Source organism: Burkholderia sp. LK4 (assembly GCF_001043615.1).
In the GTDB taxonomy this organism is placed as follows: Bacteria; Pseudomonadota; Gammaproteobacteria; order Burkholderiales; family Burkholderiaceae; genus Burkholderia; species Burkholderia cepacia.
Map to the genome: position 1 here is coordinate 63,338 of NZ_LDUL01000016.1, position 14,390 is coordinate 77,727.

The following is a 14,390-nucleotide window of genomic DNA, read 5'->3' on the forward strand; positions in this document are numbered from 1 at the left end:
GCCTACTCCAACACGACGCTCGACGCGCTGTCGGCCGACGCCGACGCCGTCTTCCACGCACATCCTTTCTGCACACTCGCAATCGGCGAAGGCAGACGCATCGATGACGCACCCGGCTTGTCCCACGATGCGCATTTTTCGAGAATCTGGCCACTGGTTCCGTTCTCGATCAAGTCGGGCGTGATCTTGATATACGAACCCCCGGCGCCGATCCAGATCTCCTTTTCGGCAGAGATAACGACTCGTCCACTCGAACTGGTGACCGTCACGTCGTTGAGCGCGGTGAGTTTCATCTCGTCGCTCTGCGCCTGAATCTCGACCTTGCCCTTGGACGCGAACAGCTTGATCCCAGCGTTCTGCGCGAACAGGCTGATCTTTTCCATCACACTCGCGATCAGCGATTTGCCGGCGGCAACGTGCGTACTCCTGCCGCTCACGATATTGACTTGCTGGTTTGCCGCGAGCTGCGCCGAATCCTGTGTCGACACGCCCACGCCGGCCGGACTTGCGATCAGCATGATCGGTGTCGAGAACCCGTTTGCGCTACCGGTGCCGCCACCTCCCGTCCGCCCGCCGCTGCCTGCGCCTCCCGCCACGTTGTATTGCGTGGCATCGGTAAATCGCTTCAGTGCGTCGTGCCCTTCCTCCAGACTTTCGGCCTGATTTGCGGCGCTCGCCTGAGACGTCAGTTCCATCACGCTTTCCGCGCTTGCCAGTTGCTCGGACGCCGCGGTCACGTTCAGCGGCTGGTTAACCGTCGCAGAATGTGTCGAGACGAACAGCCCTTGCCCCGCGCGAATAGCACCATAAGCGTCCGACTTGAGGTCGAAGCCGCTGCCGAGAAATGCGCCGCGCGTATTGTCCGTATGCTGGATCAGGTAGCCGAGGTGCAGATGCGACTGATAACTGCTCGAATAAAGATGAACGCGATTCTGCTGCGTCGAATCGTCCATCACGAGCTGGTTATAGCCGGTGCCGCCGTACTCGCGCGACCGATAGCCCGACAACAGGCCGTTCGTGTGCCACACCGGTTGCGTTGCGCCGCCGTACATCCTCGCGATAATGACGGGCCTGTCGCAGTCGCCTTCCATGAAACCGACGACGACTTCATCGCCCTTGCGCAGCGGCTGAATGCCGCCGCGATTGGCGCCCGCGTCGAGAAACGTCGGACGGACCCAGCATGACGCACGCTCGTCCTGACCGTTGCGGCGATTCCAGTGAAACCACACCTTCACCCGGTTCAGCGAGTCGGTGTAGACCTCTTCGCCGCCCGGCCCGGCAACGATCGCGTTCTGTAGCTGCATGACCGGCTTCTTGTGATCGAACGAACTGCGAAACGGCACATTCCGCGGTTGCGCCTCGACCTGCACCTGAAAGAAGCCCTCGCTGCCATCGGCGTGATGCACCGTTGCACCGGTCTTCGCGTTTGCGATTTCCGCGGCCAGCCCGTCGGGGAATGCCTCGACCCCGTCCAGGCCGGGCAGATTATTGCTGATCAGCCAGTCGACACCGAGCAACACGAATTCGCGATCCGGTTGGCTCCCCGCGTCGTGCACCGGATGGCCACGAAGCTCGAAACGCCTTCCAGGCATCGCACAGCGTAAAGCGCCAACGCCATGAAAGCGCTTCATCCGCGACATCCTCTCCTCGAGGCGGATCCGTGCGAGACGCTCGCCCTGTTCCCGATCCGACCACATGTACGCACCGGGATAGTCGTAGATCTCGCCATCCGTCGGCAGATTGCCGTGCACATCGGTCACCCCCTGGACCTGCCGGGGAAGATCGGGCCGCTTGTAGTCGAACGAGCGCGACGTCAGTTGTGCGCTCTCGATCTGGAGCTGCTCCTTCCATTGCGCGAATCCGTCCAATTCGCCGCCAATGTCCATACGACCGAACTGGACAACGGATTGCCTCAGCGTCGGGACGAAATAGGCGTCGTCCGTGACAACCATCATGTGGGAACGGCCATTCTCCGCCTGCTCGAAGTAGGGAAACACGCCTGCTTCTTCCATGCTGCGGTGAACAAAATTGAGGTCGTATTCCCATTGCACACGATTCGAATACGACGGCAGCGGCTTGTGCACGTCGAAACGGAATGCGCCACGCGCCTGCGGGTGCTCGTTGAAGACGTCGGTCAGAATCTGCTCACCGTTCTGCTCCTGCCAGTCCCGCATGTCGCGACGCAGGCACAGAAAATAAAGCCACGAGGAAAAAGCGAGCTTGTAATAGGTGAGCGGGCCGTCCGCCCCCAACCGGCTGAACCGGTGGACATAACCATGGATCGGCATGTATGAACCGTCGACCTGCTGAATCCACAGTGTGACCGGCTTGGCGAGCAGTGCTTTGAGTTCGATCTGCCCGCCGCGGGCCGAAACGACGTCGATCACGAACTCATAATCGCGCCCCAGCCTGGCGGTGCCCTTGACGTAAAGCGGCAGCAACCAGTCAACGCCGAGCGGCGTATCGAGTTTGATCAGTCGATTGTATTGCGCGTCGCCGAGACGCAACGCCTTATAAAGTGCGGTGTTGCTCACGCAGCATGCCCTCGGTTGTTATTCAGGCGGGATTTCTGCCGAGCGAAGATTATAAATGCCTTTCACCGCAATTCGATAGACAGGAAAATGTATGGTTTCGTCAAATCGAAGACTACCGCGCAACATTCTTACTGCAATAAGCTCCCCAAAAATCCAGTAAATGTTACTTGTTCCGCAAAACCAGACGAGCAACAATTACCCGTCTGAACGTCATTTCGCAAAAATGCCATCCGTACGCTAGCCGACCTGCGCAACAGCGATCGCAAGCCCGACCACGAGCCACTGCACGATCGCGACGAGCACGCCGGCCCGGCACAGCCCGACCGCGCCGCGCACGCGTGCGTCGAGCGCGCGGCCGGCCTTCGATGCGTCGATCCAGCCGAGATCGGCGAGCGCGCGGTCGAGCGCGGCGAGGGCGTCGTCGACCGACGCGTCGCCGGCCGCCGCGCGCGCAAGCGCGGCGAACAGCCGGCGGTCGATCTCGATCCGCACCGCGACCCACAGCGCCGCGATCCCCGACCCGGTACTGACGACGGCCAGCAGCACGCGCGCGACCGTCGCCGGCGCCCAGCCCGACGCGATCCACCAGCCCGCGCCGGCCGCGGCCAGCGCGGCCGCGATCGCCCACGCGCCCGCATCGAGCGCGCCGCGCGCGGCGGCAATCCTGAATGGCGCGGACGGGTCGCGCATCACACGCCTCCCGCGCCGCGCCGGCGATCGATCCAGTGCTGCAGCACGGCCACGCCGTCGTCCGACCACACCGCATGCGGCCGCACCGCGCGCACCGCGGCCAGCGCGTCGCGCGCATCGCCGAACCCGCGTCGCGCCGCCAGCCACGCGGCCGCGCACAGCACGCTGCGCCCGTAGCCGAGCGCGCAGCAGACCAGCACGTCGTGCCCTTCCCCGTGCAGGCGTTCGAGCGCCGCGACGGCCTGCGCGAGTTGCGCGGCCGTCGGCGCGACGAGGTCGAGCTGCGGCACGCTCGCATAGGCGAGCGATGCGTCGGCCGCCGCCCAGCGGGGCATTTCGGCCGTCAGGTCGACCAGTGCCGTGAAACCGTAGCGGCGCACGTCGGATGTGGTCGGCGTGCGGCCGAGCGACACGCGTTCGTCGATCCGCACCGGCGCCGGCTGCCGGAACGTCCACAGCCGCGAATTGACGAATGCGCCGGCGATCGTCGGCGCGAGCAGCCAGCGGATGACGACCGGGAAACGCCCGTGCGCATCCTTCTGGAACGCGCCGGGTGCGCCGCGCCGGTAGATCCACGCGACACACGCGAGCGCCAGCGCGACCCACCCGGCCGCCAGCGCCCAGCCGGGCGCGCGCGGCACGCACCAGAGCGCCACGAGCGCGACCGCCGCCGCGCCGAGCGCATAACGACGCGCGAGCGCGCGGCCGGCCGCGCCCGGCGACGCATCGGCGCCCGGCAGCCGGCCCGCGGCATCGCGCAGCGGAAACAGGAACAGCGCAAGACAGCCGACGGCCGCACCGGTCGGCACGTCGATCGCGTGATGCTGGTAGGTCGTCAGCACCGACACGCCGATCGCCGCGAACCACAGGTGAAGCACGACGCGCGCGAGCATGCCGCGCACGTGTTTCGCATAGACGGCCCACAGCACGACGAGCAGCCCGATGTGCAGCGACGGCGCCTGGTTGAACGGCTTGTCGAACCCCATCAGCAGCGTGAACAGCGCACCGGCCACGCCGCCCGCGTCGGGCCGCTCGAACCCGAAGCGCAGCGGCCACGCGATAAAGCACGCAACCGAAACCAGTTGCACGGTCAACAGCCGTTTCACGTGATCGAGCAGGTCGGCGCGGCGCGTCCAGAAGAAGAACGACAGCGCATACAGCAGATCGATCGACCAGTACGGCACGATCGTCCACGGCACGAACGGGATCGCGTGCTCCCAGCCGAACGCGAAGGTCGGCACCGCCGCACGGCGCGCGGCGAGCCAGTTCGCGAAGCCGTAGGTCGAGAAGAACACGGCGCCCATCACCGCGAGCCAGCCGACACGCAGCGCGAACGACGCGTCGCGTGCGCCGGCCGCCGACGCCTGCGCTGACAGGCCGCGCGCGTCGCCGCCGAACTCGCTCATGACGCGTCGACCCGCTGCGCGAGGCTGACCGTGAAAATGCCCATTTCGTCGATCCGCTGGTCGAGCTTGCGGAACCCCGCGCGCGCGACGAGTTCGTCCATCTCGGCCTGCGAGCGGCGGCGCATCACCCAGGTCGCCTCGCCGCGGTGATTGTTCAGTGCGCGCGCGATGAATTCGAGCTGCGGATGCCACGGCTGCCCCGTATAAACGAGATACCCGCCCGGCGGCACGGCCTGCGCGAGCCCGCGCAGCGAGCGCTCGATCAGCGCGTTCTCGCCGAACAGTTCGTAGAGGCCCGACACGATCGCGAGCGTCGGACGCGGCTCGAGCGTCGCGAGCGACGCCTCGTCGAACGCGTCGCCGCGCTCGAAGCGCGCGATCGGCTCGAGGCCGCGCTGCGCGATCAGCACGCGCCCGGCCTCGACGTTCGGCGGGCTGTAGTCGCGCAGCGTGATGTCGTCGGGCGCCGCGCCGTCGCGCTCGGCGGCCGACGCGATCGCGTCGAGCACGTAGCGCCCGTGCCCGGCCGCGATGTCGACGATCCGCACCGGCGTGCCGTGGCCGCGCAGGCGGCCGATCGCCGCGCCGATCAGCTCCTGCAGATGCACCTTGCGCTGGCGGATGCCGACCCAGCCCGGCGAATCGAGATACGTGCGGTCGATCAGCGCACCGATGCCGAGCCGCCCTTGCGCGCGATTGCGGTACACGTAATCGAGCGTCGAGCCCGAATCGAAACCGAGCCGCAGCCCGAGCGCGATACCGTCCGACAGCGCGCCGCCGGCCTTCAGGCCGGCTCGCGTGAGCGCCCAGTACGCACGCGCGAACGCATTCGCGGGCGGGCGGCCGAGCGCCGCGTATTCGTCGTGGAACGCACCGCGCCGGTCGGCATCGGCGAGCGACACGCGCGGGCTCGGCGCATCGAATTCGCGCAGCACGAATGCGCGCAGCGGCGCGAGCGCCTGCGCGCGATCGCGTTCGCCGAGCGTGTCGTGATAGAAGCCCGGCAGCACGATGCGCTCCTTGCGCGCGGCACCGAGGCGTTCGAAGAAGCGGTCCTGCGGGCCGCGATGCACGACCCAGTCGGCGCCCGAGATCAGCAGTTGCGTCGGCACGGTGATCGCGGCCGCATCGGCGACGATCCGCTGCGCGGTGTCGTGCAGGTCGAGCAGCATGTTGACCGCGATCGGCCGCGTGATCAGCGGATCGGACGCATAACTCGCGATCCGCTCGGGATCGTGCGTGAGGAATTTCGGCTTCACGTAGCTGTTCACGTAGAACAGCCCGCGCAGCTTGTGCATCAGCCGCAGGCCCGGCCGCGCGAACGGCACGTAGAGCTTGATGTGAAACGCCGGCGACGCGACGACGAGCGCGCGGATCGGCGGCGCGTAGTCGTGCACCCAGGTGGCCGCGAGCACCGCGCCGACGCTCTGGCCGACCACGGCCATGTCCTCGATCGCGATGCCGTGCGTGTCGCGGATATGTTCGACGAAGGTCTGCAGGTCGCGTACCGACGCAGCCGCGCTCGGGCTGTAGCCGCGCGCGCCGGGCGAGCGGCCGTGGCCGCGCGCATCCCACGCGAAGAACGCGAAATCCGGCAGGTCGAGCTCGTCGACGAGATGCGCGACGCGCGCCGAATGTTCGTGGCCGCGATGCAGCAGCACGATGGCGCCGCGGCAGCGCGGGCCCGTTGCGGGCCAGTGACGATAGAACAGCGTTTCGCCGTCGTGCGTGATGAAATCGGCCTCACGTGCCGTGCGTGCGCTCATGTATTTTTCTCTCGTTTCGTTATTCGAATCTTGGTGCGCCGCCCTCCGGCGCCCGGTACCGCCACTGCTTCAACTACCCTTGACTACCCTTTTCCGCGATGCCGGCCTGCACGCGCCGCACCACGGTCACGATCGACAGCACGATCAGCAGCCGCCACAGCCAGGCGGCGACGCCGCCGACCGGAAAGCCGAGCCCGATCCACAACGCGAACGCGCCGAGGGCGAGCGCGCGGTCGCTCTTGCCGAACGGGCCGTCGTAGCGGCGGCTCACGCCGACCAGCGGGCCGATCAGCCCCGCGCATTCAACGATCACCGCCGTCAGCGCGAACAGCCAGACGTCTGCCGGAGCGAACGCCGGAATCGCGAGAAACGGCAGCACCAGCGCGATATCGGACACGACGTCGCCGAGTTCGTTGAGGTACGCGCCGAGCGTGCTCTTCTGGTTGTGCTCGCGCGCGAGCATCCCGTCGATCGCATTGAGCGCCATCCGCACGAACAGCCACAGCGGGATCAGCAGGAACAGCGCGCGGGCAAATACGCCAAGGCCGGCGAGCGCGCCGACGACGATCGAGCCGCCGGCCGCGAACAGCGTGACCTGGTTGGCCGTGACGCCACGCTCGGCGAGCGAGTTCGCGAACGGGCGCAGGCGGTTCTGGAATTTGGGTTTGAGTGCGTAGAGGCTCATCGTTTCGTATTCGTTCTATTCACGCGGCACAGCCGGACACATTTCCCGCCGCCATGCCCCGGGCGGCGAAACGGCCCTGGACGGCCTTCCATGGACGGCCCTAATCGTCGCCGAGCGGCCCCGATGCGTCAAGCAGCGCCCGGCCCGCCAGCGCGGCGCCAATCTGGCGTTTTTGACGGAAACTCGCGATAATCCGCTGGCCCGAACGCAGCACGATCCATTCGAACTGCAAACGGGCACTCGTGCAACAGCCGATTATCACGCCGCCGACCGGCGCATTCGCCGCGACGCAACAGCGTGTGGCGGCGAATCGTCCGATTATCGCGGACCTGCGACAGGCAGCCACGAATTTGAAAAAATTTAAACAAGGGCCGTCCGGCGCGCATCCTGCCGCGCCGGCATTCCGGGGTCCCGCCCGCCGCGCAAGCGCCGCGGGCCATGCATGCAGGCAGGAGGCGCAGCGCCGATGAACATTCTCAACGTCTGGCAGCGCGACTTCCTGCTGTCCATCGTGCGGCTCGTCGCCGGCGCGTATCCGGTCTGGCATCAGGGGCCGCCGTCCCCGACGCAGAAGATCTATTTCTCGAACCACACGAGCCACATCGACACGCTCGCGATCCTCGCCGCGCTGCCGCGCGACGTGCGCGCGGTCGTACGGCCCGTCGCCGCGCGCGACTACTGGGACAGCAGCGACGCGAAGCGCCACATCGCGCAGAAGCTGCTGAACGTCGTGCTGATCGATCGCCACCGCGAGTCCGGCGGCGACCCGCTCGACCCCGTGCGCGACGCGCTCCGGCAGGGCCATTCGATCATCATCTTCCCGGAAGGCACGCGCGGCGCCGAGATCCTGCCGCAGCCGTTCAAGAGCGGGCTGTTCCACCTCGCGACCGAGTTTCCGGACGTCGCGCTCGCGCCCGTCTATCTCGAGAACCTGCAACGGATCATGCCGAAGGGTGCGATCTGGCCGGTGCCGCTGATCTGCAAGGTGCACTTCGGCGCGAACGATGCGCTCGGTGCCCAGGAAGACAAGCCGACGTTCCTCGCCCGCATGCGCGACGCGATCGTCGCGCTCGCGCCGCCGCAGCGGCCGGCCGGCTGAACACAGCCCCCCTTCTCCCCTTTTCCGGATATCCCTCATGCGAACTCTCTTCTGGGAACTGGTCGCGGGCGTCACGGGCGTGCTCGTCATCGCCACCGTGATCGGCGCGATCCTCGGCGCGCGCAGCGGCGGCACGAGCGCGACCATCGTCAACCTGAACCAGCGCATCCGTGCGTGGTGGGCGATGATCGCGATCATGGTCATCGCGATCAGCCTCGGCAACAACGTCACGTATCTCGTGTTCGCGGTGCTGTCCTACCTGACGCTGCGCGAATTCATCACGCTCACGCCGACGACCGCGAGCGACCACACGACGCTGTTCATCGCGTTCTTCGTCGCGATCCCCGTGCAATACCTGCTGCTCGGGATCGACTGGTACGGGATGTACTCGATCTTCGTGCCCGTGCACCTGTTCTTCGCGATGTCGCTCGTGTCGGCGCTCACGCAGGACACGCGCGAATTCCTGAGCCGCAACGCGAAGATCAACTGGGCGCTGATGGTGTGCGTGTACGGGCTGAGCCACGCGCCGGCCGTGCTGATCCTCGACATTCCGCGCTACACGGGACAGAACGCGCTGCTGCTGTTCTTCTTCCTGTTCGTCGTGCAGATCAGCGACGTGCTGCAGTATGTCGTCGGCAAGTTGTTCGGGCGCCGCAAGATCGCGCCGCAGCTGTCGCCGTCCAAGACGGTCGAGGGGTTCGTCGGCGGCGGGCTGCTCGCGACGCTGTGCGGCGCGTCGCTGTATCGCGTGACGCCGTTCAGTTTCGGCGCCGCGTTCGGGATCTCGCTCGCGATCGTGATCGCGGGCTTCGTCGGCGGCCTCGTGCTGTCGGCCGTCAAGCGCTCGCTCGGCACCAAGGACTGGGGTTCGATGATCGCGGGCCACGGCGGGATGCTCGATCGCGTCGACTCGATCTGCTTCGCCGCGCCGGTGTTCTTTCACCTCGTACGGTACCTGTACGTGTGACGCTCGGGCGGCACCGCGCCGCCCGCTCCTTCGCGCGAACGGTCAGTATCCTGCGCGCAATGCCTTCGGTACCACGTAGCGGCCGCGTGCCGCGTCGAACTTCACCGTGTAGCGCGCGTGAATCTCCTTGTCGCCGCGCGAGCCCGTTTCCGTGACCGTCAGCGGATAGACGTCGCCGGTGCCGGTCGTGTCGGGCACGATCGAAAACGTGCGGCTCTCGCAACGGGACTTCGCGTTCCCGCAATCGAGCGACCCCGTGTTGTCGAGCGCTTCGTCGATGCGCGCCGCCGCCTCGACGATCGCGTTGCCGACCGGCAGCCAGATCGATCGCATCGCCATCGTATAGCCCTGCAGCGTGACGCCGTCGCCGATCGTGAAGCCGAACAGGTGCGGGCCGTACCGCTCGATGCGCACCGTACCCGGCTCGCCGCGCTTGCCGGACGCGATATCCGTCTTCTTCACCACCGGCTCGAGCGTCTTGCCGTCCGCCGCGGGCTTCAGCACGTACAGGTCGATGGTGCCCGTCGTGCCGTCCGAATCCATCCCCGGCGTGCCGTCCTGCACGGCTGCCTCGGTCTCGCCGCACACCGCGAGCAGATACCGCGGGCCGTCGGCGGTCGCGACGCGCAGCGATCCGCACGGCGAATAAATGAAATCGCCCGCGTCCGACTGCCAGCCCTTGCGGTCCGCGCGCCAGTTGCCGTAGTGGTCGTGGAAGAACGTGCGCAGCAGGCGGTCGGCGGCGACCGGCTCGACCGCCTGCGCCGTCGCGGGCAGCACCGACGCCGGCACCGCACACGCAACGGAAAGCGCCAGGCGTCGCAACAGGGGATGAACGGATGAAATCATGTCGGCGTCGGCGGAAACGGAAAGCGGCATGCGAAGTGAACGGCTGGCGGCATCGACGCGTCACCGGGCTTGCGCGACCGGTTCGGGATCGAACGCCGCCAGCCCCGGCCATGCCGCCCGCCCCCACGCACCGTCACCCGGTGCAAGCCAGCGCTGCAGCGTGGCGTCGTCGAACGCCTTGCCGAACGGATCGGCGCGAAATCCGGCCACCCACTGCTTGCGGCCCGCGATATACGCGCTACCGAAATCCGTCCAGCTGTCGAAACAATCCTGCGCGCGCTGCGCGTTGAGCAACAGCACACGCCATGCGGTGTCCGGCTCGGTCCAGCCCATCAGCATCGCCACGCGCGCGAGGAACGCCATCCGCGCACAGGCGAACGCGAGTGCGGCACGCGGGTCGTCGGTCGGCTGCAGCGCATGCAGGTCGGCCCGAAACCATTGCGTCTCGAGCACACGTGCGAGGTGCGCGCGCGCATCGTCGTCCGTCGCGTCGGTGCGCAACTCCATCTGATGCAGCATCTGCGCGCGCAAGAACTTGCGCGACGTGTCGTTCAGGTGGCTCGTATCCGCATCGTCGAAACCCGAGAACCCGGTCGCCTCCACGTACGGATGCGCGAGCAGCAGCGCCCAGTGCTTGCGGGCGGACAAGGTCGAATGGCGCGCACCGCGCCGGCGGAAGTAGCGCACGATACGCCACAGCACGAACAACGCGACGATCAGCTTGAGTGTCATGGTCTTCGCCCCGTCATTCGCCGGCACTGGCGCCATGCGGCGCGTCGTAGCCGGGCCAGCGCACGTTCTCGGTTGCAAAGGCGGGCCGTGTGTCGTCCCGCTGCGCGGACGGCACCGCGGGCGCCAGCGTCGCTCGCACTGCGTAACGCACCGAGCCGGCGCGCGGCGGCCGCGCCTGCAACAGTTCGGGCTGCCGCGCGGCGACCAGCCACTCGACGGTCGGCGTCGGTTCGGCGAGCCGCCCGAACAATTGCGGATGGCGCGCGACGAGCCGGGCTTGCGACGCGGCATCCGTCACGTCCTCGATCCTGCACCATCCCGACGCCGTATGGACCACACCGAGCGCGATGCAGTCGGGCGGCGTGTTATCCGTCGTCCCCAGCGTATTCAGGCACGCCAGCACGTCGTCGACATAGCGCTCGACCGGCGGCCGGTTCTGCTTGCCCTTGACCTGATCGACGTCGAGGCCGCCGTCCGCGCGCACCGCGACACCGATCGTGATGTGCGGCTGGCCGCTCGCGTCCCGGAAGCTCAGCAGCCGCAGCGTGCGCGCCTCGATCGCTTCCGCGTAGCGCCCGCCGTAGCCGCCCGTCAGCGCCTGCCGGTCGGCGAACTGCCCGAGGCAATGGCGCATCACGTAACTCTCGAACGCCATTTCGGCGCGCAGCAGCGCGCTGTCGGGCAGGAATTCGACGAAGCGGCCGTTCGCGGTTTCACACCAGGTGCGCAGCGCGTCGCGCTGGCTCTCGCGCCAGCCGCGCGCAATCCGGGCCGCCATCTCCGCATGCTCGCGTTCCCACATCGCGAGCGCCTGCGGGCAATTGACACGGTCGAGCTTGCCGTCGAGCCCGGTCCCCTTGCGCGACTCGAGGAACTCGACGAGCGTGGTTTCGAGCGCGAGAAGCTGCGGATCGCCCGGGTCGACCCAGACGACGGGCGCCAGCCTGCCGGCGTCGGCCTCGCCGATCGTCTTCGCGTCCGCACCGAAGCGCCGCGCGACCCACGCCGGCGGCGCGGCGTTACCGAGCGCCTGCCGCGCGTCGTCGAGCGACCCGATCGTGCGTGCCGGCTCGAAGTTCGCGACGACGTGCCGGTAGAAATGGTTGAGCAGCCACGCGCGCACCGCGTCGGCATCGCCTCGCGCGGTGCTGCGCGCGGCGATCGCCGCTTTCAGCGCATCGGCGTTCAGCGCGTTGCGCGGCGCATAGCCTGTCCGCCGACCGACGGCCGTCATTGCCAGAACTTCCACCAGCGCTTGCCCGGCGCGGCCGTCGCCGGGCCCGGCGCCGCGGGCGGCGCACCGGCCTCGCTGATCCGCCGCTCGATCACGTCCACCTTCAGGTCGAGCGGTTCGGCGGCGTGCCGGTTGCCGGCGAGCACCCGTTCGTAGAAATATTTCACGTCCGGCTGGCGGCCCAGTTCGTACGCCGCGTCGGCGGCCCGGAGCAGCACGTCCAGATCGCGCGACGCGTCGGCCTGCGCACGCGCGGCGTCGTACAGCGCCGATGCCTGGTCCGGATGCGACTCCGACATGTGGGCCGCGAACACGAGGCGGGCAATCAGTGCCTCGTTAGGCAACCTGCCGTCGAGCTGGTCGTGCTCGCGCTGCCAGCCGACCAGGCGCTCGAGCCAGATCGGCAATTCGTTGCAGCGATCGACGCGGTACAGCGCGCGCACCACGTCGCGCACGTACCAGTTCGGCTCGTGCCGGCTGTAACCGAATTCGGCGGCGTAGTGCCACAGCTGCTCGGCGGCTTCGAGCATCTCCTCATCCTTCTCCTGGCACGCGAGCACATAGCGCACGCCGTCGTAATGCTCGGCAAACGAACTCGCCGCGATCCCGCTGCGATGCAGGACCAGCGCTTCGTCGTAGCGCTCCTCGTCGCGATAGAGGATCGCGAGGTTGTTGCAGAGCATCGAATACAGGTGCGCGCACGCATCGTACGGATGGCCGTCGCCCGTCTCGAAGAAGCGCTCCATGCAGGCGCGGCCCTGCTCGTACACGGCGATCTTCAGGCGCTCGAGATCGGCGCGCACCGGCGCCTGTTCCGCGGCCGGCAGCGCGTCGATCGCCTCCTCGGCCCTGTCCTCGATCGAGCACGCGTAGCCGTAGCTCCACAAGCCGCTGCGCAGCGGCGGCGGCGGCAGCTTCATCGCGGCGGCGACACCCAGCGCCCGAATGCGCGCATCGGTCAGCATGAACCCGGTGCGGTTGTCGTACATCTCGCCTTCCTGCGCGGCCGCGAGCAGGCGCGCGGCCTGGGTCGTCGCGTCGATGCGGCCGGTTTCGCCGTCGTAGACGGCCGCGAGCCGCGCGATCCACGGATGGCCGGGCGCGCGCCGCAGTGCGACCTCGCGCGCGGCGTCGGCGATCGCGTAGCGCAACGCGTCGCCTTCGAGCGAGCCGAACGCGGCAAAGATCTCGCCATGCGTCGGCGAACGCGCGGCCAGCGCGTCGGGCCCTTCCGCACCGAGTTCGACGAACCGCTCGAGCGTCGGCTGGAAACCCGCTGCGCGCATCGCGCACAGCGGCCACCAGACCGACGTGTCGGTCGGCTCGGCCAGGCGCGCATGGATGATCTGCCCGACCCGGTCGAGCATGCCGCTTTCGATCTGGTACACGTGGAAGAACGCCCGGCGCCCCGCGTCGTCGAAACGGCCCGCCTCGAGCAGCCACGGCAGTTCGTATTCGATGAAGTCGTCGCTGCCATCCGATTCGAGGCTGTGGCGCGCCATCTCGCAACGGGCCAGCGCGCCCGCGAGATCGCCTTGCGCGTGTGCGGCCCGCGCGGCGAGCCGCGCCAGCCTCACCTCGGCCTCGCGGCGCGGCGGCAGCGCCCAGTCGGCAATGCGCGACTCGACGGCCTGGCGAATGGTGTCGAGCTGCAGCGGCGCGATCTCGATCATCGCCCGGCCGATCCGCAGCCAGTCGTCGGCGTCGATGTCCTGGTCCGCGCCGGCCGATGCCATCGCAGCCACCGCGGCCTCGGCCGCCGCACGCGCGTCGTCGTCCCGGTCGAGACGCCGCAGCGCCCACGCACGCAGGCATTGCCGGTTCGCCTCGTCCCACGCGCGAAACGTGGCGCGGTCGGCAATCGCGCGGTGCAGCGCATGCCGCAGTTCGATCGCGTCGAGCGCATGCTCCGCGTGGTCGAATTCGAGCGTATCGAGAATGCGTGCGCGGACGTAGCGATCGGCATCGAGCGTCGGCGACGTGCGCAAGACGTCGTGCATCTGGCCGATCGCCTCGCTGACGGCGTCGTTCTCGCCCAGGTGCCGGGCGACCTGCAGCCGGTATAGCGCGAGTTGCATGCGGATGTCGGGCCGCGCCTCGGGCGGCGCCGCGTCGTGCACGCCCGCGCCGTCCTCGTCGAGCACGGCGCGCGCGGCGGCCGGATCGCCGGCGCGCATCCACAGCGTGTGCAGGCGCGCGATCGCGTCGAGCGAATCGGCACGCAACGGCTGCGCACGCAGTCGAGCCGCAAGGTCGCTCTCGCGGCTCGAATCGCTTTCCTCGAGATCGGCTTCGAGCCGGTTCATCAGTGTGTCGAGCGGCTGGCCCGTCAGGGGCATCGTCGTCATATCGATATTGGAATGGGCGTTTGTAGTTGTATTGGCGCTGGGAGTCATCGACTTCTCCATCTCGGAATCGCGATAGCTTA

The 14,390-nt window shown here is 68.0% G+C and carries 12 protein-coding genes; 2 read left to right on the forward strand and 10 right to left on the reverse strand.

The annotated features are described in order from the left end of the window. Positions 1–2: 2 nt before the first annotated feature. The 6 genes from VK92_RS08840 to VK92_RS43295 form a co-directional block, all read right to left on the reverse strand. A complete protein-coding gene (locus tag VK92_RS08840; RefSeq protein ID WP_048025905.1) occupies positions 3–2,534 on the reverse strand; it encodes a type VI secretion system Vgr family protein in 2,532 nt (843 codons plus the stop codon). Positions 2,535–2,771: 237 nt separating this feature from the next. After that, entirely contained in the window at positions 2,772–3,224 is a 453-nt protein-coding gene (locus tag VK92_RS08845) for a hypothetical protein (RefSeq protein WP_048025904.1), read from the reverse strand. Further along, a complete protein-coding gene (locus tag VK92_RS08850; RefSeq protein WP_048025903.1) occupies positions 3,224–4,630 on the reverse strand; it encodes a phosphatase PAP2/dual specificity phosphatase family protein in 1,407 nt (468 codons plus the stop codon). Before VK92_RS08850 ends, VK92_RS08845 begins: the two co-directional genes overlap by 1 nt. After that, positions 4,627–6,396: a bifunctional alpha/beta hydrolase/class I SAM-dependent methyltransferase gene (locus tag VK92_RS08855; protein WP_021163075.1), complete on the reverse strand. Its 1,770-nt coding sequence runs from the start codon at positions 6,394–6,396 to the stop codon at positions 4,627–4,629. Before VK92_RS08855 ends, VK92_RS08850 begins: the two co-directional genes overlap by 4 nt. Positions 6,397–6,469: 73 nt before the next feature. After that, positions 6,470–7,081: a CDP-alcohol phosphatidyltransferase family protein gene (locus VK92_RS08860; RefSeq protein ID WP_021163074.1), complete on the reverse strand. Its 612-nt coding sequence runs from the start codon at positions 7,079–7,081 to the stop codon at positions 6,470–6,472. 100 nt (positions 7,082–7,181) lie between these two features. Next, positions 7,182–7,313 (reverse strand): hypothetical protein, encoded by a 132-nt coding sequence (locus VK92_RS43295; protein ID WP_269112272.1) that lies wholly within the window; start codon positions 7,311–7,313, stop codon positions 7,182–7,184. Positions 7,314–7,547: 234 nt separating this feature from the next. Between VK92_RS43295 and VK92_RS08865 the strand changes: the two genes are divergently transcribed. Both VK92_RS08865 and VK92_RS08870 read left to right on the forward strand, forming a co-directional pair. Next, positions 7,548–8,180, forward strand: coding sequence for a lysophospholipid acyltransferase family protein (locus tag VK92_RS08865; protein WP_021163072.1), 633 nt, complete (start codon positions 7,548–7,550; stop codon positions 8,178–8,180). Positions 8,181–8,217: 37 nt separating this feature from the next. Then, positions 8,218–9,147 (forward strand): phosphatidate cytidylyltransferase, encoded by a 930-nt coding sequence (locus VK92_RS08870; RefSeq protein WP_021163071.1) that lies wholly within the window; start codon positions 8,218–8,220, stop codon positions 9,145–9,147. Between the two features lie 42 nt (positions 9,148–9,189). Here VK92_RS08870 and VK92_RS08875 read toward each other — a convergent pair whose 3' ends face one another. The 4 genes from VK92_RS08875 to VK92_RS08890 are packed head-to-tail and all read right to left on the reverse strand — an operon-like array spanning position 9,190 to position 14,310. Then, positions 9,190–9,996 (reverse strand): hypothetical protein, encoded by an 807-nt coding sequence (locus VK92_RS08875; RefSeq protein ID WP_048025961.1) that lies wholly within the window; start codon positions 9,994–9,996, stop codon positions 9,190–9,192. Positions 9,997–10,056: 60 nt separating this feature from the next. After that, complete coding sequence (locus VK92_RS08880) at positions 10,057–10,728, reverse strand: DUF1266 domain-containing protein (RefSeq protein WP_021163069.1); 672 nt, start codon at positions 10,726–10,728, stop codon at positions 10,057–10,059. A 13-nt stretch (positions 10,729–10,741) separates the two neighbouring features. Continuing rightward, positions 10,742–11,962: a hypothetical protein gene (locus VK92_RS08885; protein ID WP_122982924.1), complete on the reverse strand. Its 1,221-nt coding sequence runs from the start codon at positions 11,960–11,962 to the stop codon at positions 10,742–10,744. Continuing rightward, entirely contained in the window at positions 11,959–14,310 is a 2,352-nt protein-coding gene (locus tag VK92_RS08890) for a hypothetical protein (protein WP_048025902.1), read from the reverse strand. Before VK92_RS08890 ends, VK92_RS08885 begins: the two co-directional genes overlap by 4 nt. Between the last annotated feature and the right edge of the window lie 80 nt (positions 14,311–14,390).